Origin of the sequence: Rhizobium sp. Leaf311 (assembly GCF_001423445.1) — a bacterium.
GTDB lineage: Bacteria > Pseudomonadota > Alphaproteobacteria > Rhizobiales > Rhizobiaceae > Agrobacterium.
Genome location: NZ_LMNZ01000007.1, coordinates 226,628 through 249,526 on the forward strand (window position 1 = coordinate 226,628; position 22,899 = coordinate 249,526).

At 57.9% G+C, this 22,899-nt stretch carries 23 protein-coding genes and 1 tRNA gene; 8 read left to right on the forward strand and 16 right to left on the reverse strand.

The window, feature by feature from the left end:
• The first annotated feature begins 172 nt into the window (after nt 1-172).
• From ASF69_RS11500 to pncB, 5 genes are all read left to right on the forward strand, one after another.
• On the forward strand, nt 173-1,279 hold the full coding sequence (locus tag ASF69_RS11500; RefSeq protein WP_062587739.1) for a DUF475 domain-containing protein: 1,107 nt from the start codon (nt 173-175) through the stop codon (nt 1,277-1,279).
• A 339-nt stretch (nt 1,280-1,618) separates the two neighbouring features.
• Entirely contained in the window at nt 1,619-1,963 is a 345-nt protein-coding gene (locus ASF69_RS11505) for a MarR family winged helix-turn-helix transcriptional regulator (protein ID WP_062587519.1), read from the forward strand.
• 56 nt (nt 1,964-2,019) lie between these two features.
• Nucleotides 2,020-2,880, forward strand: a complete 861-nt coding sequence (locus tag ASF69_RS11510) for an NlpC/P60 family protein (protein WP_062587522.1) — start codon at nt 2,020-2,022, stop codon at nt 2,878-2,880.
• Between the two features lie 88 nt (nt 2,881-2,968).
• A complete protein-coding gene (locus tag ASF69_RS11515) occupies nt 2,969-3,325 on the forward strand; it encodes a hypothetical protein (RefSeq protein ID WP_062587525.1) in 357 nt (118 codons plus the stop codon).
• Between the two features lie 203 nt (nt 3,326-3,528).
• The gene (gene pncB, locus ASF69_RS11520) at nt 3,529-4,833 is read left to right on the forward strand and encodes a nicotinate phosphoribosyltransferase (RefSeq protein WP_062587527.1); all 1,305 of its coding nucleotides are present in this window, start codon (nt 3,529-3,531) and stop codon (nt 4,831-4,833) included.
• A 33-nt stretch (nt 4,834-4,866) separates the two neighbouring features.
• Here pncB and ASF69_RS11525 read toward each other — a convergent pair whose 3' ends face one another.
• On the reverse strand, nt 4,867-6,264 hold the full coding sequence (locus tag ASF69_RS11525) for a M17 family metallopeptidase (protein ID WP_062587529.1): 1,398 nt from the start codon (nt 6,262-6,264) through the stop codon (nt 4,867-4,869).
• Nucleotides 6,265-6,512: 248 nt separating this feature from the next.
• On the opposite strand from ASF69_RS11525, the gene ASF69_RS11530 reads away from it, so the two are divergent.
• A complete protein-coding gene (locus ASF69_RS11530) occupies nt 6,513-7,226 on the forward strand; it encodes a tetratricopeptide repeat protein (RefSeq protein ID WP_082469706.1) in 714 nt (237 codons plus the stop codon).
• A gap of 57 nt (nt 7,227-7,283) precedes the next feature.
• On the opposite strand, the gene ASF69_RS11535 is transcribed toward ASF69_RS11530, so the two are convergent.
• From ASF69_RS11535 to ASF69_RS11575, 9 genes are all read right to left on the reverse strand, one after another.
• Complete coding sequence (locus ASF69_RS11535; protein ID WP_062587532.1) at nt 7,284-8,270, reverse strand: type II secretion system F family protein; 987 nt, start codon at nt 8,268-8,270, stop codon at nt 7,284-7,286.
• A gap of 7 nt (nt 8,271-8,277) precedes the next feature.
• Nucleotides 8,278-9,282 carry a type II secretion system F family protein gene (locus tag ASF69_RS11540; RefSeq protein WP_062587534.1) on the reverse strand — a complete coding sequence of 335 codons (1,005 nt, stop codon included), beginning with the start codon at nt 9,280-9,282 and terminating at the stop codon, nt 8,278-8,280.
• 50 nt (nt 9,283-9,332) lie between these two features.
• Entirely contained in the window at nt 9,333-10,805 is a 1,473-nt protein-coding gene (locus tag ASF69_RS11545) for a CpaF family protein (RefSeq protein ID WP_062587536.1), read from the reverse strand.
• A gap of 39 nt (nt 10,806-10,844) precedes the next feature.
• Nucleotides 10,845-12,134, reverse strand: coding sequence for a CpaE family protein (locus ASF69_RS11550; protein WP_062587538.1), 1,290 nt, complete (start codon nt 12,132-12,134; stop codon nt 10,845-10,847).
• A 37-nt stretch (nt 12,135-12,171) separates the two neighbouring features.
• Nucleotides 12,172-12,846: a CpaD family pilus assembly protein gene (locus ASF69_RS11555; RefSeq protein ID WP_244475452.1), complete on the reverse strand. Its 675-nt coding sequence runs from the start codon at nt 12,844-12,846 to the stop codon at nt 12,172-12,174.
• A 14-nt stretch (nt 12,847-12,860) separates the two neighbouring features.
• Entirely contained in the window at nt 12,861-14,453 is a 1,593-nt protein-coding gene (locus ASF69_RS11560) for a type II and III secretion system protein family protein (RefSeq protein WP_062587542.1), read from the reverse strand.
• Nucleotides 14,450-15,259 carry a Flp pilus assembly protein CpaB gene (gene cpaB / locus ASF69_RS11565; protein WP_062587544.1) on the reverse strand — a complete coding sequence of 270 codons (810 nt, stop codon included), beginning with the start codon at nt 15,257-15,259 and terminating at the stop codon, nt 14,450-14,452. The genes ASF69_RS11560 and cpaB overlap by 4 nt, the downstream gene beginning before the upstream one ends.
• A gap of 131 nt (nt 15,260-15,390) precedes the next feature.
• Entirely contained in the window at nt 15,391-15,903 is a 513-nt protein-coding gene (locus tag ASF69_RS11570) for a prepilin peptidase (protein ID WP_062587546.1), read from the reverse strand.
• Between the two features lie 87 nt (nt 15,904-15,990).
• Nucleotides 15,991-16,179, reverse strand: a complete 189-nt coding sequence (locus ASF69_RS11575) for a Flp family type IVb pilin (protein ID WP_062587548.1) — start codon at nt 16,177-16,179, stop codon at nt 15,991-15,993.
• A gap of 469 nt (nt 16,180-16,648) precedes the next feature.
• Between ASF69_RS11575 and ASF69_RS11580 the strand changes: the two genes are divergently transcribed.
• On the forward strand, nt 16,649-17,014 hold the full coding sequence (locus ASF69_RS11580; RefSeq protein WP_244475456.1) for a pilus assembly protein N-terminal domain-containing protein: 366 nt from the start codon (nt 16,649-16,651) through the stop codon (nt 17,012-17,014).
• 171 nt (nt 17,015-17,185) lie between these two features.
• On the opposite strand, the gene ASF69_RS11585 is transcribed toward ASF69_RS11580, so the two are convergent.
• The 4 genes from ASF69_RS11585 to ASF69_RS11600 all read right to left on the reverse strand — a co-directional run bounded on the left by ASF69_RS11585 (nt 17,186) and on the right by ASF69_RS11600 (nt 18,926).
• Nucleotides 17,186-17,272: transfer RNA gene (locus tag ASF69_RS11585), tRNA-Leu, on the reverse strand.
• A gap of 147 nt (nt 17,273-17,419) precedes the next feature.
• Entirely contained in the window at nt 17,420-17,731 is a 312-nt protein-coding gene (locus ASF69_RS11590; RefSeq protein ID WP_062587552.1) for a SelT/SelW/SelH family protein, read from the reverse strand.
• A gap of 36 nt (nt 17,732-17,767) precedes the next feature.
• Nucleotides 17,768-18,325 carry a GNAT family N-acetyltransferase gene (locus ASF69_RS11595; protein WP_062587554.1) on the reverse strand — a complete coding sequence of 186 codons (558 nt, stop codon included), beginning with the start codon at nt 18,323-18,325 and terminating at the stop codon, nt 17,768-17,770.
• A gap of 19 nt (nt 18,326-18,344) precedes the next feature.
• Nucleotides 18,345-18,926 carry a helix-turn-helix domain-containing protein gene (locus ASF69_RS11600; protein WP_062587556.1) on the reverse strand — a complete coding sequence of 194 codons (582 nt, stop codon included), beginning with the start codon at nt 18,924-18,926 and terminating at the stop codon, nt 18,345-18,347.
• A gap of 194 nt (nt 18,927-19,120) precedes the next feature.
• Between ASF69_RS11600 and lepA the strand changes: the two genes are divergently transcribed.
• On the forward strand, nt 19,121-20,959 hold the full coding sequence (gene lepA / locus ASF69_RS11605) for a translation elongation factor 4 (protein ID WP_062587558.1): 1,839 nt from the start codon (nt 19,121-19,123) through the stop codon (nt 20,957-20,959).
• Between the two features lie 106 nt (nt 20,960-21,065).
• Here lepA and ASF69_RS11610 read toward each other — a convergent pair whose 3' ends face one another.
• Both ASF69_RS11610 and ASF69_RS11615 read right to left on the reverse strand, forming a co-directional pair.
• Nucleotides 21,066-21,380 carry a lipase chaperone gene (locus ASF69_RS11610; protein WP_062587560.1) on the reverse strand — a complete coding sequence of 105 codons (315 nt, stop codon included), beginning with the start codon at nt 21,378-21,380 and terminating at the stop codon, nt 21,066-21,068.
• Between the two features lie 81 nt (nt 21,381-21,461).
• Nucleotides 21,462-22,880 carry a PLP-dependent aminotransferase family protein gene (locus ASF69_RS11615; protein ID WP_062587562.1) on the reverse strand — a complete coding sequence of 473 codons (1,419 nt, stop codon included), beginning with the start codon at nt 22,878-22,880 and terminating at the stop codon, nt 21,462-21,464.
• Between the last annotated feature and the right edge of the window lie 19 nt (nt 22,881-22,899).

The window sequence follows — 22,899 nt, forward strand, 5'->3', positions numbered from 1 at the left end:
CCGGGCCCCTCTGGCGAGAGTTTTACGGCGCTCTCGCGATGTCGGTACCGCCTGCTTATGACGCCGGCGGATTTAAACCCATGAATAATCTGTCCATGCATTCCATGCGTGCGCTTTGCGCAATGCCTGCTCCACGTTTTCCCGTTCGGCCAGCAAGCGCGGGGGCACTGTGATGACACCGACAACAAAATCCTCACTCACCTATTTCAAATGGGCCTTCATCGTTACCGTCGTCGGCCTTTTGCTGGGCGGTTGGCTCGGTTGGGAAATGACGGGAACGATCAGCGGCACCGCAACGATCTTCTTCATCTGTGCCGTTCTGGCGGTTCTGGAAATCTCCCTTTCCTTCGATAATGCCATCGTCAATGCCAACAAGCTGAAAGAAATGACGCCGGAATGGCAGCATCGCTTTCTGACATGGGGCATTCTGATCGCAGTTTTCGGTATGCGTATCGTGTTCCCGCTGCTCATCGTCGTCATCGCGGCCAATGTCGGTCCGTGGAGCGCCATGGTCATGGCCGCGACGGAGCCTGAGCGCTACGCCCAGATCATGCAGGATGCCCATTTGCCGATTGCGGCCTTTGGCGGAACCTTCCTGATGATGGTTGGCCTCAGCTTCTTCTTCGACCATGAGAAGGACGTTCACTGGGTTCGCTGGTTTGAGGAAAAGATCGCAACCTATTCGTCGATCAAGGGCATCGAGATCGCCTTTGTTCTGGTCGTCATGCTGATCTTCTCGCGCATCATCAGCAACAGCGATGATCCGAGCCTCGGTCCCGAAGCTGCGACCCTCTTCTTCAGTTCAGCCATCTGGGGTCTGCTGACCTTCCTTCTGGTCGAAGTTCTCGGTGGCATTCTGGACCGCAGCCAGCAGGTGCTGGAAGGCGCAGCCAAGGGCGGCTTCGGCGCGTTCCTCTATCTCGAAGTGCTGGATGCCAGCTTCTCCTTCGATGGCGTCATCGGTGCCTTTGCGCTGACCTCCAACCTGTTCATCATCGCCATTGGTCTTGGCATCGGTGCCATGTATGTGCGCTCGATGACCATCATGCTGGTCGAAAAGGGAACTCTGGCCGAGTACCGCTATCTCGAGCACGGCGCATTCTACGCCATCCTCATCCTCTCGGTCATCATGTACGTCCAGAGCCTTGTCCACATTCCTGAGGTCATCACCGGTCTGGGTGGTGCGGCTCTCATCGGTCTCTCCCTGTGGTCCTCCATCCGCTACAACAAAAAGGAGCGGGCACGGGAGATTGAAGGCGCACAGGGCGCAGAGATTTAACCTCTCAAAGAATGCGCCTGCTCTATCGGGCGGCGCATTTTTGTGCGAGGCAAAAATATCGCTTAAAATCTAGGCTTCGGTGACTACGTCATCGGAGCCTTTCTGTTTTCCATCGCCCGGAAAAGATGGTGTTTCGGCGCCTTAATCCAACTGGCACGTTTGATGCTTCTCTACTGTCAAGTCCAGAGGGGACATGTCGCTCAAAATGAGCACAGCAGCCGCCGCCAGACCGATGCGCCAGTTTTGGCCTTCGTGATTGGCGGCGGTTTCGTTTTGTTCACTGATTTGCGCCAAGATTGGCGGATATGACAACGCCACGCAAAGAAACGGAGTTGGAACGTGTCTGTCGAACTGTCCCCTAGTCAGGCGCTGGGCCTTTGGCACAGGGTCGTGCTTGCACAGGTCGAGCAGGATGCGCCTGATCTCACATCACGGCAGATGGCCTTGCTGCTTCACATCTACCTCGTTCCGCCGCCGCACACGGTCAGAGGGCTTGCCAGCGTGCTGGGCGTCACCAAGCCGGTCATTACGCGAGCGCTCGACAGCATGGGGGCGATGGGGCTGGTTGACCGCGAGCGCGATAGCCGTGACCGCCGCAATGTCATCATCAAACGCACGGTCAGCGGTGCTCTCTATCTGGAAAAATTCGGCGATCTCATCATCGAACAGGCCCGGAGGGCTTAGCGGGCGGTGCCGAAACGTGTATTCCGGTAAAACTGAAAGACATGAGGTAGGCCGAAATGACAGAAACCGAAACGAAACTCGATCGTCGCCTGAATATCTTTCGTCCCGATCTGGCCGATGAAAAACTTCAGGGCAAGGTTACGGCAGAGCGTTTTGTTAAAGGCTCACCCGCGCAGATAACGGTTCCTGTCATCGGGCTGAGACCGAAGCCGGATCTGACCGCCGGTATCGATACGGAACTGCTTCTGGGCGAAACACTGCAGGTCTTCGAAAGAAGCAATGGCTGGGCCTGGGTGCAGGCCGATGCGGATGGCTATGCGGGCTACCTGCCGGAGACGGCATTCGGTGAAACCGTTGTTGCCACACACCGCATCTCAGCGCCGCGCACCTTCCTTTACCCGCAGGCCGAACTCCGCAAGCCACCGCTTGCGGCGCTGTCCATGGGAAGCCTTGTCCGCTTCGTCGGTGAAGAGGAAACACGCGGCACCCGTTACCTGATGACGGAAAAGGGCGAGGGCGTCATTGCCGCCCATTGCCAGAGCGTCGAAGAGGCACAGACCGGCGACTATGTTTCCATCGCCCTCCGGTTTCTGGAAACGCCCTATCTTTGGGGCGGTCGCTCGGGATTCGGTATCGATTGCTCCGGTCTCGTCCAGCTTTCCATGGCGATGACGGGTAAATCGGTCCTGCGGGATACCGATATGCAGGTAAAATCCGTCGGCACCGAAATCGACCGCGCGGATCTCCGCCGCGGTGACCTTGTTTTCTGGAAGGGGCATGTCGGCATCATGGAAGACGAGAAAACGCTTCTCCACGCCAATGGCCATACCATGAATGTGGCACGGGAAAATCTCGACGAAGCGATCAAGCGCATCGGTTGGCTTTACGAATTGCCCACTGCTTTTCGTCGCCCCTGAGCTTCACGAAAACGTTTGGCGCATCGGCTGTTCTCGCCCATGCGCCGCTCTATATATGGGGCAGAGATGTTTCCCGCAGGACCAGACGATGGCACGATCAGCAATCATCCCGGTAATTGTTTTCAGTAGTCTTTTCGCAGCCTCGGCGGTTCAGGCGCAGACGGTCTATGAAAATGGCTATATGCCAGCGCCGGACGCCTATGCCAATCTGCCGGGCGTGAAGGATCCGAAAACCCTGCAGCCGAAAGAACGCTACAATTGCCACACGACGTCGGTCGCATCATCCTATCCCGATGGCCCGTATCGCGATGTGTTCGGTAGCAGCGGTCTGGCCGTTCAGGGTTATCGTTGCACAGGCTCTGCAGGTGCCTCTGCCACCGGAACACGCGTGCCCACGTCGAAGGACTGGTATCCCGGCATCAATCCGCCAGCGGTTGATTTCTGATCGCACGCCGCTCCATGCGGTTTTCTGCCAGCACGTTCCTTCGGGCAGCTTTAGAACCATCTCTGCTGCAACCGGTCTGGACTTGCCGCTGTCTTATCAGATAAGTCTTTGTTTGCGGAGCAGATCAGGCTCTTGAAGGCTCAAGGCCTTTTCGAAATGCGCGGCGATACCGGCGAGGTCCGGTTCGGGGGATAGCAGCAGCAATGACGAAGACAGATATCGCGACCCGTGTACACAATCACACATGGAAGCTCGACCCCATCATCCGCAGCCTCATCGATACGGATTTCTACAAGCTGTTGATGTTGCAGATGATCTGGAAACTCTATCCGGAGGTCAATGCCACATTCTCGCTCATCAATCGCACCAAGTCCGTAAAGCTTGCCGATGAGATCGATGAGATGGAGTTGCGCGAGCAGCTGGACCATGCACGCAGCCTGCGGCTTTCCAAGAAGGAAAGCATCTGGCTTGCGGGTAACACATTCTATGGTCGCTCGCAGATTTTCGAGCCGGAATTCCTGTCATGGCTGGATAGCTACCAGCTGCCCGAATATGAGCTTTTCAAGCGCGATGGCCAGTATGAGCTGAATTTTCACGGGCGCTGGATGGATACCACGCTATGGGAAATTCCGGCTCTCGCCATCATCAACGAGTTGCGGTCACGCAGCGCCATGCGGTCGCTCGGTTATTTCACGCTCGACGTGCTCTATGCCCGCGCCAAGGCCAAGATGTGGGAAAAGGTCGAGCGCCTGAGAGAGTTGCCGGGCCTGCGCATTTCCGACTTCGGCACACGCCGTCGCCACAGCTTTTTGTGGCAGCGCTGGTGCGTGGAAGCCCTGAAGGAAGGCATCGGCCCGGCCTTCACCGGCACGAGCAATGTATTGCTGGCTATGGATTCCGATCTGGAAGCGGTCGGCACCAATGCGCATGAGTTGCCCATGGTGGTTGCGGCCCTTGCTGAGACCGACGAAGAACTGGCGGCCGCGCCCTATCAGGTCATGAAGGACTGGAACCGTCTCTATGGCGGCAATCTGCTGATCGTCCTGCCGGATGCATTCGGCACCGCGGCCTTTCTGCGCAACGCCCCTGAATGGGTTGCCGACTGGACGGGATTTCGTCCCGACAGCGCGCCTCCCAAGGAGGGCGGCGAGAAAATCATCGAGTGGTGGCAGAAGATGCACCGTGACCCGAAGAAAAAGCTGCTCATTTTCTCCGATGGTCTGGACGTCGATGCGATCATCGACACCTACAAACACTTTGAAGGGCGTGTGCGGATGAGTTTCGGTTGGGGCACGAACCTGACCAATGATTTTGCCGGATGTGCGCCAAAGACCATCGAAAGCTTGAAGCCCATATCGATTGTCTGCAAGGTCATCGATGCCAATGGTCGCCCCGCCGTCAAACTGTCTGACAATCCGCAAAAAGCGACGGGCGAGCCGCATGAGGTCCAGCGTTATCTGAAATTCTTCGGTCAGGAAGACCGCAAGGAACAGATCGTCCGGGTGTGAAGCGAGGGCGTCTGCACGCCCTCGCGGTCGCGCCTACTTCTTCGCGAAGCTGCGTGAGATATAGTGGAACAAGGCGCGTATGGCCTGCGCTTCGCCGCCTATGGAAGAATGCGGGCGTTCGCTCAAGGACCAGCCATAGATGTCGAAATGTGCCCATTTCTTCGTCTGCGTTACAAAACGCTTGAGGAAGAGTGCGGCGGTGATCGACCCTGCCATGCCGCCGGCGGGCGCGTTGGTAATATCGGCTGCACGTGAGCGGATATCCTTTTCATAGCCCATATAGAGCGGGAGCCGCCATAAGGGGTCATCGACATCGATGCTGGCTTCGGCGATGCTGTGCGCCAGATCCTCGTCGTCGGTGAAGAAGGGCGGTACATCCGGACCCAGCGCAACGCGGGCAGCACCCGTCAGTGTCGCCATATCGATCATCAGATCCGGCGCATCCTCATCGGCATAGGCCAGGGCATCGGCCAGAACCAGTCTGCCTTCGGCATCGGTATTGTCGATCTGTACCGTCAGGCCCTTGCGGCTCTGGTAGATGTCGCCGGGACGGAAGGCATTCGAAGAGATCGAGTTTTCAACCGCAGGCACGAGGACCCGCAGGTTGACCGGCAGTCGCGCATCCATGATCATCAAGGCCAGGCCAAGCACGTTGGCGGCGCCGCCCATGTCCTTCTTCATCAGCGCCATGGATGACGATGGCTTGATGTCGAGGCCGCCCGTATCGAAGCAGACACCCTTGCCCACCAGTGTCAGACGTGGATTACCCTTCTTGCCCCATGTCATTTCCAGGAGCCGTGGCGCACTCTCGCTGGCGCGACCGACCGCATGGATGAGCGGGAAGTTTTCCTTCAGAAGATCCTCCCCGGCAACGACCGATACATGCGCCTTGTAATGCGCTGCAAGGCTGCGAAATGCGATTTCCAGCTGGTCCGGGCCCATGTCGTTGGCAGGCACGTTGATCAGGTCGCGGGCGAGATAGACCCCGGCCAGAACACGCTTGATCTCGGCATCTTCAGCGTCGCGAGGGATGAGAAGCTTTGCGCCACTTCCCTTGACCGTGCGGTACTTGTCGAAGCGATATGCCCCGAGGCCAAAGCCCATGATAAGACGATTGACCGTCAGCGGTGCCGTTTCGATGTGCCAGTCGCCTTCGGGCAGTTCCCGGGCCAGCTTGCCGGTAATGAAGGGCAGTTCTGACGGGTTGGTACCGAGGCCGAGAAGCGCGCCCCCTAGCGCGCCTTCTGCGGAAGGGATCAACAGAATCGCGCCCGCATCGGCCTTGAAACCCGCCTTTTTCGCCCAGTCCAGCGCGATGGGATCAATCGCACCCTGTTCGATATGGGCCGGCGTCACGGCAAAAACAGGCAGCGTCTTGCCCGCTTTGGAACTGAAAGGCGTGGTGCGTTCGATATATTGATAGAGGGCCATAGGCTGCTTTCGTAAAGCTCAAGAATCGGCAAATTAACACTCTGTTAGGGTTAACAGATTATTGCTGGAGCGAGGGTTGCGTCGCGTGAATCACGCGGCCAAAGCCCTATCTGCAACCGAACCGGGGCGATGTCATGATTGCTGTTTTTAACATCTCAGCGTGTCGGACGACATTGCTTCGCAGCACATGCGCGGTTGCTCTTGCGCTTTTTCTTGGCGGTTGCGGTGCCACCAACAAGCCTGACCGCATCTCGACGGGGTCAGTGGCTCCGGTTTCTCACTCCTATGATCAGATGAACATGGAGCAGTTGAAACAGGCGGAAGCCTCCATGGGCAAGGCCTATGAGCGCAACCCGAAGGATCGCAACACTGGCCTCAACTACGCCAATCTTCTGATGATGACGGGCAAGAACACGCAGGCTCTGGCCGTCATGCAGCAGGTGGCCATCGCCTATCCGGCAGACCGCGAGGTTCTGGCATCCTATGGCAAGGCGCAGGCAGCCGCAGGTCAGCTGGAGCAGGCGCTCAACACCATTAACCGTGCGCAAACGCCGGATCGTCCGGACTGGCGCCTTTTTTCAGCCGAAGGGGCGGTTCTGGACCAGCTCGGCCGCTCGAACGAAGCCCGCGCCAAATACCGTCAGGCGCTGGATCTAAAGCCGAACGATCCGAGCATTCTGTCCAATCTTGGCATGTCCTACGTGCTTCAGAGCGATCCCCGCACCGCCGAGACCTATCTTCGCTCCGCAGCGTCGCAGCCCGGTGCCGATAGCCGCATCCGCCAGAACCTGGCGTTGGTGGTGGGCCTTCAGGGGCGTTTCGAAGAGGCGCAACGCATTGCCATGCAGGAATTGTCCGCCCAGCAGGCGCAGGCAAATCTCGCATATCTGCGTGGCATGTTGGCCCAGCAGAATGCCTGGTCGCAGCTTTCCGACAAGAACAAGAAGACCGCCACCAACTGATCCGGTCTCATCGCTTTTTCAGTAAGCCTTCGCCGTCGACCCTGCCTAAGGACGGTGTCAGAATGTGTCGGCGATGCGAATGCCCGCCGGGCCGAGAATGACGGCCACCAGGACGGGTAGAAAGAACAGGATCATCGGCACGGTCAGTTTCGGGGGCAGGGCGGCGGCTTTCTTTTCCGCCTCGTTCATCCGCTCGTCGCGGCCTTCCTGCGCCAGAACCCGCAGGGCCTGCGCCAGCGGCGTACCATATCGTTCCGCCTGGATAAGGGCCTGCACAACGCTTTTCACACCATCCAGCTGCGTTCGAAGCCCGAGGTTTTCGAGCGCCGTACGCCTGTCTTGCAGGAACGACAATTCGGCGGTCGTCAGCACCATCTCTTCGGCCAGTTGCGGAGACTGGTCGGCCATTTCCTCGGCCACCCGGCGCATGGCTGCTTCCATGGAAACACCAGACTCGACACAGATCAACATCAAGTCCAGCGCATCCGGCCAGGCGCGCTTGATGGATTTCTGTCGCTTGGACATCTGGTTGGAAACGAAGATGTTGGGCGCGTAGAACCCCAGATATCCAAAGCCGAGAACGACCATGAGGCGCAGGCCGAAGGGTCTTTCGCCGAGATTTCCCATCATGAACACCCACAGGAACGCCAGGATGAGGAAGACGAAGGGAAGAATGAAACGTGCTGCAAGGAAGGTATTCAACGCATTCTGCGAGCGATAGCCGGCGGCTCTGAGCTTGTTGACCGTATTGGCATCGACGAGTGCTTCGCGCAGATTGAAGCGTTCAACGATTTTGCTTGCCGATTTGTTGTTGTTGGCGCGCAGTGTGGCCTTGCCCCCCTTGGAGGCTTCGCTCATGCGGTCGCGCTCCCGGCTTCTGATCTGGTCTCTCTCCGTCGAGACGGCCTTCATGCGTTTGGAGAGGTCACCCTTGTCGAAATAGGGAGCGGCCAGCGTGTAAAAGGTGGCAAAGACCGCGATGGATACCAGCACGGCAACGATAAGATGCAGATTGGTGAGGCTGGAAAGAAGTTGATCCGTCATGACTGCCTCAAATATCGAAGTTGATCATCTGGCGCATGACGAGAATACCGATGGACATCCAGAGCGCCGATACGCCCAGAATGAGATGTCCACGCGTATCGGTAAACAGCACCATGATGTAGTCTGGCGAGGTGAAATAGACGAGCATTGCCACGATGAAGGGAAGCGCGCCAATGATGACCGCCGAAGCTTTCGCCTCCATTGACAGGGCGGAAACCTTGGCTTTCATTTTGCGCCTTTCGCGCAGGACCTTGGAGAGATTGGCGAGAGCCTCCGACAAATTGCCGCCCGCCTGGGCCTGAATGGTGATGACAGTGCCGAAGAAGTTCACTTCCGACAGCGGCATGGTCAGCATCATGCGGTTGATGCCCTCAGGAATGCTCATGCCAACCTGCTGCGCTTCCACGACCCGCTGAAACTCGCTCTTGACCGGCTCCTGGCCGTCGGAGGCAATCAACCGCACCGAGTCATTGAGCGGAAGGCCTGACTTGATGGAGCGGTACATGACGTCCAGCGCATTGGGAAACTCTTCCAGAAACCTGTTCTGGCGCCGTTTGACGAGAAAACTCAAGACCCATCTTGGTAGCCCGAGTGCGCCGACAAATCCGCCGCCCAACGCCAGCAGCAATGGAGCTTCATACAGCAGGGCTACCAAAAACACGACCAGTCCAAGACCGCCGCTCATGAGGTAGAATTTTCGCACGGATATGGAGAGACCAGCCTGGACCAGCCTGCCGCGCAGGCTCGTATCCTTCCGGTCTTTTAGTTTTTCACTCTGCTTGCGTTCAAGATCCTTGAGCGTATCCTGCACAGATTTCCGGCGCTTGCTCAGCTCCTGCACCCGGTCGCGCGCGGCCTTGATCTTGGTGTGGTCGGTTTCTGCGGATTTGACACGGCTTACCCTGCTTGCGGTCTTCTTCTCCACCTCTATCTGGGAAAACAGGAAGACGTAGGCAATCGCTCCTGCCGATATGGCGACGAGAACGATAAGCAGCATCACCGACATGTTCATCTAGTGTCCGCCCTGACCAGTCTGTGTCCTGCGCTGCGCGCCAAGGTGCCTCATTGGGATTTGCTCTCCATTTCGTCGAGCGCCGCCGCCAGGCGTTTTTCCTCATTGAAGTAACGGGCGCGATCCCAGAAATGCGGCTTGCTGATGCCGGTGGAAACGTGCCGACCGATGATGCGACCGCTCGCGTCCTCTCCCTCCATCTCGTAGCGCATGAGATCCTGCGTGATGATGACATCGCCTTCCATGCCAAGCACTTCCGTGACCTGAGTGATGCGGCGCGAACCATCGCGAAGCCGGGCGGCCTGAATGACCACATCGACCGACGAGGAAATGATCTCGCGCACCGTCTTGGCGGGAAGGCTGAAGCCGCCCATGGCGATCATCGATTCCATGCGGCTTAAGCACTCACGCGGGGTATTCGCGTGGATCGTCCCCATGGAACCATCATGGCCGGTATTCATCGCCTGCAGAAGGTCGAAGACTTCAGGTCCGCGCACTTCACCGACGATGATGCGTTCAGGCCGCATACGCAGGCAGTTCTTGACGAGATCGCGCATGGTGATTTCGCCTTCGCCTTCGATGTTCGGCGGGCGGGTTTCCAGGCGCACCACATGCGGCTGCTGAAGCTGCAGTTCGGCTGTGTCCTCGCAGGTAATGACACGTTCGGTCTTGTCGATGTAACTTGTCAGGCAGTTGAGAAGCGTCGTCTTGCCCGAGCCGGTGCCGCCAGAGATGACGACATTGCACCGCACACGCCCGATGATCTGCAGCAGCACTGCACCCTCGGGCGTGATCGCTCCGAAACGAACCAGCTGGTCAAGTGTCAGCTTGTCCTTCTTGAACTTGCGGATCGTCAGCGCCGGGCCATCGATGGCAAGCGGCGGGGCGATGACGTTGACACGCGATCCATCGGGCAGGCGCGCATCGCAGATCGGGCTCGATTCGTCCACGCGGCGGCCCACCTGGCTGACGATGCGCTGGCAGATCGACAGAAGCTGGGCATTGTCGCGAAAGCGAATATCGGATTCGATGGTCTTGCCGCCGACTTCGATGAAGGTCTGGCCCGAACCATTGACCATAATATCGGCGATATCGTCGCGGGCGAGAAGCGGTTCCAGCGGACCATATCCAAGAACATCGTTGCAGATGTCTTCCAGCAGCTCTTCCTGCTCGGAGATCGACATGGCGAAGTTCTTGATGGTGATGATATCGTTGACGATATCGCGTATTTCTTCGCGCGCGCTTTCTGTGTCGAGCTTGGCGAGCTGCGAGAGGTCAATCGTATCGATCAGCGCGGAAAAAACCTGCGCCTTCGTCTGGTAATAATCCTCAGTCCTGGCACGCTTACGCGGTTGCTGCGCAGGGGCGTGAGATAAGGATTGTGTCGGAGCCGGTGCCAAAGAAACCCTTTCGGCGGGCTCTATGCGGGGAGCAATGACAACAGGAGCCGCCACAGGCGCGGCGGCGGCCGGACTGTTGTTTGTGGCTCTGGGGAAGCCTTCGTTGCCACGTTTTCCGAACATGTTTTTCTTCCGGCAGATCGCTGCGCAGGCAGCGATGCATTACTTGCGTTTGATGAGGTCCATGAATTTGCCGAGACCCGCACGCTTTGCCTTGCGCACGGTGGAACGGCCGGTGACGATGTGTGAAATTTGCGAGAATGTTTCGGCAATCGGTGATTTCGCGTCGATTTCGCTGATCATCCGCCCGCTATTGGCCGCATTGCCAAACAGTTGGACATCAAAGGGTATGATCGCAATCGGCTCGATTTCCAGTGGCTCGAAGAAGTCCGCAGGTGAAATTTCAGGGCGCTTCATCATGCCGACCTGGTTGAGCACGAGATGCGGGACCTTGTCGTTCGGCCGCAGTTTCTTCAGCGCGTCGAGTAGGTTCTTGGTGTTTCGCAGATTGGCAAGATCCGGCACCGCCGTAATCACCACCTCGTCAGCTTCGGCAAGCACGGTCTGCGACCATTCGGACCAGATATGCGGCACGTCAAGCACGGCCACCGGCGTGCTGCGCTGCAGAAGCTCCAGCAATGGCTGAAAGCTCAGCCGTTCGAAATCATAGGGCCGGTCCAGAAGGGAAGGGGCGGCAAGCAGCGAAAGATGTTCGGAACATTTGGTCAGAAGGCGATCGAGGAAGACCTCGTCCAGCCGCTCCGGAGAATAGACCGCTTCGGCAATACCCTGCGCAGGGTCCTGGTCGAAATCGATATTGGCGGTGCCGAAGGGCAGGTCCAGATCGGCAAGAATCGTTTCCGTCGAGAACAGGCTGGAAATGCCGAACGCGCAATTATGGGCAATGGTGGAAGATCCCACACCACCCTTGGCGCCGATGAAAGCGATGTTGCGGCCAAGCGGCTCTGCCTCGGGATCCACGAAGATCGCCGAGATGGATGAGAGCAGGTCCGGCAGATTGATGGGCGCAACGAGATATTCCGAAATTCCGTTGCGAATGAGATCGCGGTAAAGTGCAATGTCGTTATGGCGGCCGATGATGATGACGCGCGTCGTCGGATCACAGACTTCCGCCAGCGGCGCCAGATCGTTGAGCAAGGTTGCAGGCTCACGCCCGGTTTCGAGAATGATGAGGTTCGGTGTCGGACTGGACGAGAACATCGTCGCCGCCGCCTCGATTTCACCATTGGTGATTCTCATGCTCACCTTGGTCATGCGACGGTCGCTGGAAAGGCGCTCCATCAGCCTCTGGACGCTGTCACTTTCGCAGAATGCGTGAACCGATATGCGCGGCAATGGCCTCAGCGCATCGAGATCGCCTGCGCGCACGGGCTCCTCGGCATAGGCCTCGTTCGGTTCCTCGCGGTGAATATCGTAGTCTACCGGGCTCATTGTGCTTCCTGTGGGCGCGTGCGGTCCATCGTGAACATTAATCCGTGGTTGCCGTGGTCTTGCCGGAACGATAATTGCCGATCACGACGGAGCGCCGCTCGGCGTCGATCGGGCTCATGCCACGGGGCCCGACCAGATCCATCGGATTTGCCACCTGTGCTGCAAGATTGTTCTGGGATGCGCAGCCGAAATTGTACCAGTTCTTGTTGGAATAGGTATTGTCGGAAAGATCTTCTGGCCATTGCCCGCACTGCCCGGTCATGGCGGTCATCGCAATGAAGCTGAGCCGGATGGGTGCGGCATCTCCGCTTGGCGAAGCGCCATAATGGGTCTCGACGATCTTGCCTGAGGGTACGCCGGAAGAAGCAAGCACGGACCGCACATGGCGCTTGAGGATCGAGGCCGCAGCGGAATTTGGCGATCCCGTCGGCACCTGGATCTGCACAACGCCTGACGACGTTGCCGTATAGCTCTGCGCAAAGCCCTTGATGTTATCGGCCATCGCAATGGTTAGGCGGTTGTCGCCGGAGGAAACCGGAATATCGAGCGAATGCTGCGCTTCCGAAAGCGTTATCGGATGGCGCGTGCGATAGTCGTCAGGAATTGCTCCCGTCGACATGGGGTCGCGGGCACATGCCTGCAGCAGCGTGGCGGCGGCCAGAACCGCGACTGTAAGGCCGGTCCGGCGCAGCGGTTGAGAAACAGGTTTCATCGAATGCATCTTTGTCATTTGTAGATAAACCCTACCGAGCCCTGATAGGGCTGTGTGTGAGCCTGCTGCCTGTTGCCATAGACCTTGTTGACGCGGTTCATGAAATACATCGCCGCATCGGCTTCCGGATTGAAATTGTCGTCGGGCCGGGCGATTTCGTTGCGCGAGACCGGACGCACGAGATAAGGCGTGGCGATGATGACGAGCTCCGTCTCGTTGCGGATGAAGTCCTTGCTGCGGAACAGCGTGCCGAGAACCGGGACCTTGGAAACACCCGGTATTCCGGACATCGCCTGCCGCACATTATCCTGCACCAGACCGGCAATGACGATGGAGCCACCGGATGGCAGCTCGACGCTGGTGGAGGCCTCGCGTTTACGGATGGATAGATAGGTGCTGCCGGGTACGCTGATGGTACTTCCGTTGCCGGTCGCAACGCTGCCCTCATAGGTGGGCTCGGAAACATTGGTTTCGATCTTCAGGCTGATACGTCCAGGCGACAGGACCACCGGACGGAAATTCAGCTCGATGCCGTAGTCAACCGTGTCGGTGGATCGCGTGACGGTGGGTTGGCCGGTCGTGCTGTCGATCGTAACTTCCTGTTCGGCCGGCAGACGAAATTCGCCGCCGACATAGAACTTGGCCTGCTCTCCCGAGATGGCAGTCAGGCTGGGCTCCGCCAGCGTGCGCATGACGCCAGCCTGCTCCATGGCATTGAAATAGCTGCTGAGTGCGACCTTGCCAATTGTGCCAGCAATGTTGCCGGTACCGGCCAGGCTGGCCGCATTGCCCAGATTGGCCGGGTTGGAGAAGGAGATGCGTCCGCTCAGATCGCTGCCGGAGCCGCTGATCGAGCCGTTGAAGCCGAGTTGCTTGAGAACCTGACGGCTGACTTCAGCCACGGTTACCTTCAGGGTTACCTGATCCTCGCCCTCGATGGTCAGCATGTTGACGATGGAAGATTGCTGCCGGTCTTCGGCGAAGATGGCAACGGCGCCATCTCCATTGCTCTGGCTTGTCTCGGTGATGTTGCGGGTGGTGGCTTCACCGCCCTTCAGAAACGCGGAGGCAAGCTGCACGGCACGGGCAGAATCCTGCGGGGTGCGCACACTGCCGGAAAGAACGATGTTGTCAGAGACGATTTCAACGCGAATATCCGATTCGGGAATGAACCGGCGCAGATTGGCCTGAAGCCCGGAAATATCGCGCTCGACTTCCAGATCGAGGCTGACGATTTCCTGACCCTGATCACCGAAGATGAAGATATTGGTCTGGCCGACGGACTTGCCGAACAGGTAGATGCGCCGCGAGCTGCGCGTCACAGCATCCGCCATGCCGGGGTCTGCGACGAGAATGTCATGCGCATCCTCAGGCAGGTCGATGACGAGAGCCTTGTTGAGGCCGAGTTTCAGGCGCTTGCGAACACCCTGTCCACTTTCGTTGATACGCACGATGCTGGCGCTCTGTGCCAAAGCTTCATTGCTGGGCGTGCCGAAAGAGGCCGGTATTCCGGGAAAGCCCGCAAAGGCGACACAAAAGGCCAAGCCGCCAGCGACGGATGACCGCATGGCCCGGGCAAGACGCGCGCTTGAGTAAAAGCTGGTCATTGCGAAGCTCCTCCCTGTCCTTCACGGACGATCGAGCCTGATTTGATCACCTGGATCGCCGGTTGGCCGCTGCTTCCGCTCAGCAGGTAATCCGCAGCGGTGGTGTCATTGTCCTGCGCATCGGCAACCGAGCGCAGGGCAAGCGTCAGCCGGTCTGCCATCTGCTGGGCGACGGTCATGATCTTGGCCTGTTCAGGCGTCAGTTCCAGCGTTGCGGTGGCGCCCACGACGGCACTGGTGCCATCCTCGCCTTCCTTGATCTGCTGATCGATGGCGAGAACGCGGACATTGTTGAGAACATTTTCGGTCAGGAAGGATCCACCCTCGCCCTTGCGCACCATGATGACATCGACGCGGTCATTGGGAAGCACGAAGCCGCCAGCACCGGTCGCGACAGAGATTTCCGTCGCCACCGCCCGCTTTCCTGCCGGAAGCAGCGAGGACATGATCCGCGTGCTGGAATCGACGACTTTCTCGGCGCGAAGCGGTTCGCCTTCAAACAGCGGCAGGCGAACGATCGAGCCGGTCAATTCGACGATGGCGTCGGGACGTTTGTTTTCGGTGACGAAACTGTCGTTGATGGCACCTTGCGGCCATGGCGCCCAGCGCATCGAATCAGCGGCCAGACGGCTGCCGACCGGGAGATTGGCCGACGACACCAGCACATTGACCGTCGGTTCCTTCTGGATGATGGCTTCCGCTTTTTCCACGACCTGCTGAGGGCTTGCCAGCTGCATGGCCAGAAGACCGGCAAGTGCGGCGGCAACAACGGCTACGGAAAGAATGATGACGCGCGACGGTTTCATGCACAGGCCTTGAGGGGGATCAGAATCTCTTCTGCCACCATGGCCTGCCATTCGTGTAATTATGGTTAATAAATTGTCTTCGTGACTGGTTAATGAGAAATAAACGAGGGTTCGACCTCGTTAGACCAGCATCACATCATGTGCTGCATGGCCAGCTGGACCAGGGGCGCCTCGGGATAGGTCAGCAGTCCGGCAATGGCAATGGCGATGCCGTAGGGCACCTTCTTGGCAACAAGCAGCGAATCGGGAACCGGCAGGCCGGTAATCATGATTTCCTGGCGGTAGGACCGGATGAACAGGATACCAACGGTAAGGATGCCACCAAAGAGAGCGACGGCAACCATATAGACCGCCAGCGCCTGATCAAAGCCGAACCAGATGGCCGATGCGGTCAGCAGTTTTGCGTCACCGCCGCCCATCGTATTCAACGCAAACAATGCAAAGGTTGCCGCAAAAACGGCAAGGCCCGCAACAAGGCTCATGGCGAAGGTCTGCATGTCCATGCCGGACAGTGGTGCGACGACCACGAAGGACAAGGCCAGGATGATGGAGATGCGATTGGGGATCGTCATCGTGAAAAGGTCATTCAGCGCTGCAAAGGCAAGACACAGCGGCACGATGAGAAATATGGCTGCGGTTACCATGAAGCGCCTCTGACGTGACTGACCTATTCTAAATAGCATTGCGCCGCCCTTCAGGAGGGCGGCGTCTATGCCGCAGACTCGAGTCTGTTAGTTTGTGGCAGCAGGCATGTTTGCGTTCAGGCGAGCACCGAGGTTCGTGAACATTTGACCAAGGCGTGTTCCAACTGTCGTAGCGCCTGTGATGATCGCAACGGAAATCAGGGCGGCAATCAGGCCGTATTCAATGGCGGTCGCGCCGGACTCGTCTTTCATGAAGCGAGCGAAAATCTGTGTCATGCGGTTTCTCCTAAACTCTTTCAACTTTGTTCAGCACGCCGACAACTGTTTGCCGTTGTTCGGTTGCTGGTGAAGCTACAGAAGTTGGATTTCCAACCACTTAAAAAATCTCCTTAAAAAATGATTAAACAGACCCTGCGATGTAAATAGTAAACAGATAATTCAAGTATATTTTCAAATTTTAATGAGATGAAAAACCGCTTATTATTATGGGTTCCTGGGCTTCAAACGGCTTGTTTCCTGCCCCAAAAGGATGCTCGGGGCTGTGCTATTATGAAGCAACTCCTTTGCTTTTGTCCCGTAATGGAAATCGTCTCTGGCGCAATACCATTATGGGATTCGAGCTTAACGCTTCATTCACCAATCCCGCGCATGGTGAAAGCATCCGATCTTCCGTTCAAGGCTGCCCAGGTAAATGTCGTCCGCTTCCAAGGCTCGAATCGCTGTTGTTCTGACCGTGCTTGCCGCAATGCCGGCCACCGCGGTCCTGGCAAGTGATGAAATGCTGCGTGTGTCCATGAACCATGCGCGCGTCCTGAAGCTGGACAGACCCGTCAGCAAGGTCATTATCGGCAATTCCAAGGTGGCGGATGCGACCGTGGCAGATGCCCGCACGATTGTGCTGACAGGCCGCAGCTTCGGTACGACCAATCTCGTTCTTCTGGATGCGCAGGGCAACGCGATCGTGGACGAGCGGGTCATCGTTTCCATCGATGAAGGCAACACAGTGCGCGTCTTTCGCCAGACAGCGCGGACCGTTCTGTCCTGCACGCCCAATTGCGAAGAGCACTCTCCCAACGAGAGCGCATCTGCAGGAACCAGCGCGAGCCAATAGGCCAATTTTACTGATTTAACGTGAGAACGAAGCCCTGCCGGAAAAGCGCGCGGTGGTGGAAGCGATGCCTGTTGCGCGGCTGGAAAAAGCAGCGCGTGACGTCCGCCCGGCGGGCGATTTTCACTGTTGCAATTTCGGTAAGTTGTTGATCTGGCTAAGATCAAAATGGAATGGTGCCCAGAAGAGGACTCGAACCTCCACACCCTTTCGAGTACCAGCACCTGAAGCTGGCGCGTCTACCAATTCCGCCATCTGGGCGACGAGGAGCCATGTACGGGGGCAGCCGTCTGGTGTCAACAGAGATTTTGAAGTTTTGTGACGATCTTTGATTTTTCAGCAGAAAAACTGATTGTGGAAAGCGGTTAGGGGGGCGGTCCCCATGCGCGGTGCCTCCCTTGGCCAGAATCAGCTGTCGGCTCCGTCACTGTTGGATCGGTCCAGGTGGCCAAGGTCGCGGTCTGGTTCGATGACATCTCGCACACGCTGTTTGAGGTCCTTCGGCCCCGGAAATCCGCCGTCGCGCTTGCGTTCCCATATGACGTCACCGTCAACAAGGATTTCAAAGCGCCCGCCGGTCGCTGGAACCAGTGCCACTTCCGAAAGGCTGTCGGAAAATGTGTGCAGCAATTCCTGCGCCATCCAGGCTGAGCGAAGCAGCCAGTTGCACTGGGTACAATAGATGATGGAAATCCGGGGCTTGGGTGCTGCGTCTGACATGGCGGTCCTCTTCAAGGTGTTTTGTAACAGGGCTGTTCAGTCGTCGGTTTTTTGCAGTGGCAATTGCGACCCGACCTGGCCGATCCGCTTGTAGAATATCGTCGTGTCGCAATAACGCCCATCCGGAAAAAGCGCATAGTCGGGGATGATGCCCACATGTTGCCATCCCAGCCTCGGGTAGATCGCCTCGGCTTCGCTGCCGGTTGCGGTGTCGAGTACCAGAAGTGTTCGGCCTTTTGCCACCGCCTCGGCTTCTGCCCGTTCGGTCAGTTTGCGCGAAAGGCCAAGGCCGCGCGCGCGGCGGTGCACCAGAAGTTTCATCAGATCGCCACGGTGCGGCTGGTTGGGCTTATCTGCCAGACCCACCTGCACGGTGCCGACAATTTTCCCATCCATTTCCGCAGCAACGTGGATGGTGTCACCATTGCCGACGGACTTTGCCACCTTTTGCCAGAAAGCTGTCGCTTCCCTGTCCGTGAAGGGCAGCATGAAGCCCACCGATGCGCCACCATTCACGCAGTCCGACAGGATGTCGCACAGATCGGGCAGCGCCGAGAGTGTTTCTTCGCTGTTCAACATCCGGATTGTTGCCATTTTATCTCTCCTTGCAATGTCAGCGCTTGCGCTGGTCCAGCACCACGGCGTAGCGGGCGGCTGTGTCGGACGGGTTGTGGAATGCGTGTCCGTCGCCCACCGGCATGAAAAGGCAATCGCCAGCGGACATCAGGTATTCTTCATCGCCGGTCGTCATCTTCAGCGCACCTTCCAGCAGCCAGACATATTGCGTCATGCCGCGACTGGCCGTGTGAGGGGGAAAGCTGACCCTGGCATGGGCAGGAAGATGAACCTCGACAATATCGACATCGGAGCCAACTCGGGGAGGAGAAATGGCGCGACGTATGTAGCCCGTCTCGGGGTCCTGCCATGTGGGTTGGTCTGCACCCCTGACCATTGGCGATACCACCTCGTCATCCTCGGCAAAAAAGCCGGAAAGCGAGAGACCGAGAGCCGCACAGATGCGCGCAAGAAGTGCTGCCGTGGGGCTTGCCTCTCCCCTCTCGATGCGGGAAATCATGGCGCGGCTGACGCCGGACGCGCTCGCCAACTGGTCCAGCGTGAGGTTGCCCTCAATGCGCAAATGCTTGATCCGCTCTGCGATGGAGCGCTCGAATGTACCGGTTTCGTTTTCCATCATGTGAGATTATTTATCTCATATGATGGAGTCAATATCCCGGATCGTGGAAAATAGTGGCAGATACAGAAGCTGTATTTGACGCGGGTCTCGACTGCACTCATTTCGCGGCCCTTAAGCTGCGTTACCGACTGGAAAAGCCCAACTTTAAAGGCTTTTAACCAAATTCCCGCTTTTCCGGCGCAAGAGCCCCTGCTATAGCGCGGAGCATGAGCACACAATCGACCCGCACACCGCTTGACCATATCCGCAACTTCTCCATCGTCGCCCATATCGACCATGGCAAATCGACCCTTGCCGACCGGTTGATCCAGTCGACGGGCGGGCTTGCCGAGCGCGACATGTCCGAGCAGGTGCTCGACAACATGGACATCGAGCGGGAACGCGGCATTACGATCAAGGCACAGACCGTGCGCCTGCATTACAAGGCGAATAACGGTGAAACCTACGTTCTGAACCTCATCGACACCCCCGGCCACGTCGACTTTGCCTATGAAGTCTCGCGCTCGCTTTCGGCTTGCGAAGGCTCGTTGCTGGTTGTCGATGCCTCTCAGGGTGTCGAGGCGCAGACGCTGGCCAATGTCTATCAGGCGATCGACAACAATCATGAGCTGGTGACCGTTCTCAACAAGATCGACCTGCCTGCCGCCGAACCTGACAGGATCAAGGAACAGATCGAAGAGGTCATCGGTATCGATGCTTCGCAGGCGGTCCTCATTTCTGCAAAGACCGGTCTTGGTATTCCAGATGTGCTGGAAGCCATCGTGCATCAGTTGCCGGCGCCCAAGAGCGAACTTGGCGAAAAGGGCCCGCTCAAGGCTCTGCTGGTTGACAGCTGGTACGACACCTATCTCGGCGTCATGGTTCTGGTGCGCGTGCTTGATGGCGTCCTGACCAAGGGCCAGACCATCCGCATGATGGGCACGGATGCAAAATATCAGGTTGAACGCGTCGGCGTTCTCACGCCTAAGATGGTCGCGGTCGACAGTCTCGGTCCGGGCGAAATCGGTTTCATCACCGGTTCCATCAAGGAAGTGGCCGATACCCGTGTTGGCGATACGATCACTGAAGACAAGCGCCCGACGGCCAAGGCGCTGCCAGGCTTCAAGCCCGCGCAGCCCGTGGTCTTCTGCGGCCTGTTCCCGGTCGATGCCGCGGATTTCGAAGATCTGCGCGCCGCCATGGGCAAGCTTCGTCTGAACGACGCATCCTTCTCGTTCGAAATGGAATCGTCTGCGGCGCTCGGTTTCGGCTTCCGTTGCGGCTTCCTCGGCCTGCTTCACCTTGAAATCATTCAGGAACGTCTCGAGCGTGAGTTCGATCTCGATCTCATCGCAACCGCTCCATCGGTTGTTTACCAGCTGACGATGACGGACGGTTCCGAGCGCGAGTTGCACAATCCCGCCGACATGCCTGATGTCGTCAAGATTGCGGAAATTCGCGAGCCCTGGATCAAGGCAACGATCCTGACGCCGGATGATTATCTCGGTGGCATCTTGAAGCTCTGCCAGGACCGTCGCGGCATTCAGACCGAGCTGACCTATGTCGGCAAGCGCGCGATGATCACCTATGAGCTGCCATTGAACGAAGTCGTCTTCGATTTCTACGACAGGCTGAAATCCATCTCCAAGGGTTACGCATCCTTCGATTATCATCTGGATGGCTACCGCGAAGGCAATCTCGTGAAGATGTCGATCATGGTCAATGGAGAGCCGGTCGACGCGCTGTCCATGCTCGTCCACCGCATGGCTGCAGAAAAGCGTGGCCGCGACATGTGCGAGAAGCTGAAAGATCTCATTCCGCGTCACATGTTCAAGATCCCCATTCAGGCGGCAATCGGCAGCAACGTCATCGCCCGCGAAACGATTTCTGCGATGCGCAAGGACGTGACCGCCAAGTGCTATGGCGGTGACGCCACGCGTAAGCGCAAACTTCTGGACAAGCAGAAGGAAGGCAAGAAGCGGATGCGCCAGTTCGGCAAGGTCGACATTCCGCAGGAAGCCTTCATTGCAGCTCTGAAGATGAAGGACGACTGAGGCTCAAAACCTCGCGACTGTTCAACGCGCCGCAAAGGCATGTACCAAACGAAAAGAGCCGCTTGCATGTCGCAAGCGGCTCTTTCGCATTCATAACACTACGCTGTTACGGCTGTGTGGACGTGCCACCAGTGTTCGGCGAGGCAGGAGCCGTATTGTTAGGCGCTGCTGGCGTCATCGGTGCCGGTGCAGGTGCCTGCTCGGTTGCTGCCGGTGCCGTCGTCGAGGACGTTGTGGTCGGGTCCGTCGTAGACGGGGCGCTCATCTGCATCCAGATGAAGCCGCCGACCAGGAGAACTGCGATGATGGCTGCCCAAGGTGCCCAGCCCGCGGACTTGCGCGCCGCTTCGGGCGTTGTGCGCAGTTCAGGGCGGTCAGGTCTCAAGTTGGGATCGCGTGGCATGTTAGGGTCAAAAGTCATGTTTTCTCTCCTCTTGCTGTGGGGAGAAAATGCACATCTTCTAAATTTGTTCCAGATACGTGAGAAAGACGAAATATACCCTCAGGAAGAGCACTGCGCGGCCGCTATCCCCTCCTTGAGGATTTTAATCATCTCAGGATGATCACATTGCGAAACATTGAAGCGCATGAAGCCCGAAGATATTTGCCCCTGGCTGAAGATATTTCCGGGGGCAAGCACCATGTTCTTCGTCAAGGCATGACGTGCAACCGCTGCGGCATCGATGCCGGAAGGCAGGCGACACCACAGGAAAATACCGGCCGCAGGCTCCATCCAGGGCATGATGCCGACCTCGCTCAATTGCGAAGAAACCCGCAGCCGGGCCTGTGACAGCCGCATTTTGACGCTTTCCATGTGGCGGCGATACTGCGTGTCCTTAAGTGCGCTGAAGACGATCGTCTCATTGATGCGGTTTCCGGAAAATGCGGTCGCAATCTTGATGTCCGTCAGTGGCTCGATCCAGTCACGTGGCGCTGCAATATATCCGCAGCGGGCTGAAGCCGAGAGCGTTTTGGAAAAGCTGCCGATCTGCACGCTTCGCCGCAAGCCATCGAAAGCGGCGAGGCGAGGGGCTTTCTGTTCCTCGAAATCCGCAAAGATATCGTCTTCGATCACGGTCACGCCCGCCCGTTCGGTCAACATCAACAGCCGATGCGCAGTCGCCGGTGAAAGAACGGAACCGGTCGGGTTGTGAATGGCTGAATTGGTAATGTAGAGGCGCGGCTGGTGCTCGTTCAGCGCTTGCTCGAACCGCGCCACATCCGGCCCATCCCGCAGATAGGGGATGCCGACGACCTTTACCCTGTGAGCGCGTAGCAACGCATGAAAATTGAAGTAGCAGGGATCGTCCACCAGCACGGTCTGCCCAGGCTCCAGCAGGAAACGACAGAGGAGATCGATGGCATGAGTGCCGGAATCGACAAGCATGATCTGCTCTGGTCCTGCCATCACACCCTGCTCGCTCAAGCGGCGGGAAAGGAGTTCCCTGAATGGCAGAAGACCAAGCGGACTGCTGTAGTCGCTCAAATCGGCTTCCTGCCCGCGTGAAGCGCTGCGCAGGGCGCGACGCATCACCTCCTGCGGCATCCAGGAGGCGGGCAACCATCCGCATCCGGGCTTCGACATCGCATCGCTTGCCTCCAGTGCAAGACGCGATACCCAGAACGGATCGATCGCCCGGTCAAGCCTCGGTCCAAGATCGGCAAGGGAAAGCGGAGCAAGGGCATTGGCAACATAAAAACCGGACCCCGGGCGTGACCGGATCGCATCATCCGCGACCAATCTCTCATAGGCCTCCACCACGGTTGACGTGGAGACATCCATTGACTTGGCAAAGCTGCGGACCGAAGGCAATCGCGCCCCCGGCAGCAGGGCACGCGATGCGATGCGACGCCTTATTTCCATCATCACCGCATGGGTTCGCGGCGCCGCCTGCCTATGTCCATCGTTGCTTCCGTGCATCTGTACTGCTTCCCGTACC

Coding starts and splice junctions, on each gene's coding strand:
- ASF69_RS11500 (WP_062587739.1), top strand. CDS start 173: ATGACACCGACAACAAAATCCTCACTCACCTATTTCAAATGGGCCTTC.
- ASF69_RS11510 (WP_062587522.1), top strand. CDS start 2,020: ATGACAGAAACCGAAACGAAACTCGATCGTCGCCTGAATATCTTTCGT.
- ASF69_RS11515 (WP_062587525.1), top strand. CDS start 2,969: ATGGCACGATCAGCAATCATCCCGGTAATTGTTTTCAGTAGTCTTTTC.
- pncB (WP_062587527.1), top strand. CDS start 3,529: ATGACGAAGACAGATATCGCGACCCGTGTACACAATCACACATGGAAG.
- ASF69_RS11525 (WP_062587529.1), bottom strand. CDS start 6,264: ATGGCCCTCTATCAATATATCGAACGCACCACGCCTTTCAGTTCCAAA.
- ASF69_RS11535 (WP_062587532.1), bottom strand. CDS start 8,270: ATGACGGATCAACTTCTTTCCAGCCTCACCAATCTGCATCTTATCGTT.
- ASF69_RS11540 (WP_062587534.1), bottom strand. CDS start 9,282: ATGAACATGTCGGTGATGCTGCTTATCGTTCTCGTCGCCATATCGGCA.
- ASF69_RS11545 (WP_062587536.1), bottom strand. CDS start 10,805: ATGTTCGGAAAACGTGGCAACGAAGGCTTCCCCAGAGCCACAAACAAC.
- ASF69_RS11550 (WP_062587538.1), bottom strand. CDS start 12,134: ATGAGCCCGGTAGACTACGATATTCACCGCGAGGAACCGAACGAGGCC.
- ASF69_RS11555 (WP_244475452.1), bottom strand. CDS start 12,846: ATGAAACCTGTTTCTCAACCGCTGCGCCGGACCGGCCTTACAGTCGCG.
- ASF69_RS11560 (WP_062587542.1), bottom strand. CDS start 14,453: ATGACCAGCTTTTACTCAAGCGCGCGTCTTGCCCGGGCCATGCGGTCA.
- cpaB (WP_062587544.1), bottom strand. CDS start 15,259: ATGAAACCGTCGCGCGTCATCATTCTTTCCGTAGCCGTTGTTGCCGCC.
- ASF69_RS11570 (WP_062587546.1), bottom strand. CDS start 15,903: ATGGTAACCGCAGCCATATTTCTCATCGTGCCGCTGTGTCTTGCCTTT.
- ASF69_RS11575 (WP_062587548.1), bottom strand. CDS start 16,179: ATGACACAGATTTTCGCTCGCTTCATGAAAGACGAGTCCGGCGCGACC.
- ASF69_RS11580 (WP_244475456.1), top strand. CDS start 16,649: ATGCCGGCCACCGCGGTCCTGGCAAGTGATGAAATGCTGCGTGTGTCC.
- ASF69_RS11590 (WP_062587552.1), bottom strand. CDS start 17,731: ATGTCAGACGCAGCACCCAAGCCCCGGATTTCCATCATCTATTGTACC.
- ASF69_RS11595 (WP_062587554.1), bottom strand. CDS start 18,325: ATGGCAACAATCCGGATGTTGAACAGCGAAGAAACACTCTCGGCGCTG.
- ASF69_RS11600 (WP_062587556.1), bottom strand. CDS start 18,926: ATGATGGAAAACGAAACCGGTACATTCGAGCGCTCCATCGCAGAGCGG.
- ASF69_RS11610 (WP_062587560.1), bottom strand. CDS start 21,380: ATGACTTTTGACCCTAACATGCCACGCGATCCCAACTTGAGACCTGAC.
- ASF69_RS11615 (WP_062587562.1), bottom strand. CDS start 22,880: ATGCACGGAAGCAACGATGGACATAGGCAGGCGGCGCCGCGAACCCAT.